Source organism: Streptomyces sp. 8P21H-1 (assembly GCF_013302945.1).
This window is the reverse complement of the sequence record NZ_JABTYA010000230.1, coordinates 353-1011: the sequence shown is the minus strand read 5'-3', so window position 1 is coordinate 1011 and position 659 is coordinate 353. Positions and strand designations below refer to the sequence as shown.

1 protein-coding gene is annotated in these 659 nt (G+C 65.3%); it reads left to right on the top strand.

Annotated elements, in window-relative coordinates; genetic code table 11:
* A partial coding sequence (locus tag HO151_RS04210) for a cbb3-type cytochrome c oxidase subunit I (protein ID WP_173894763.1) occupies positions 1–659 on the top strand: 659 nt, incomplete at both ends.

Below are 659 nucleotides of genomic sequence, written 5' to 3'. Positions count from 1 at the left end.
TGCTGACCTCGGTCCTGGTCCTGCTGGCCTTCCCCGTGCTGGCCGCGGCCCTGCTGGCGCTGGAGGCGGACCGCAAGTTCGGCGCCCACGTCTTCGACCCGTCCAACGGCGGGGCGCTGCTGTGGCAGCACCTGTTCTGGTTCTTCGGCCACCCCGAGGTCTACATCCTGGCGCTGCCCTTCTTCGGCGTGATCACCGAGATCATCCCCGTCTTCTCCCGGAAGCCCATCTTCGGCTACATGGGTCTGGTGGGCGCCACCATCACCATCACCGGCCTGTCCGTGACCGTGTGGGCCCACCACATGTTCGCCACCGGGGCGGTTCTGCTGCCGTTCTTCGCCTTCATGAGCTATCTCATCGCGGTGCCGACGGGCGTGAAGTTCTTCAACTGGATCGGCACCATGTGGAAGGGCTCGCTCTCCTTCGAGCCGCCCATGCTGTGGGCGGCCGGCTTCCTGGTCACCTTCCTCTTCGGCGGCCTCACCGGCGTCCTGCTCGCCTCACCCCCGCTGGACTTCCACGTCCATGACAGCTACTTCGTCGTCGCCCACTTCCACTACGTCCTGTTCGGAACCATCGTGTTCGCGATGTTCGGCGGCTTCAGCTTCTGGTGGCCCAAGATGACGGGCACGATGCTCGACTCGCGGCTGGAGAAGATC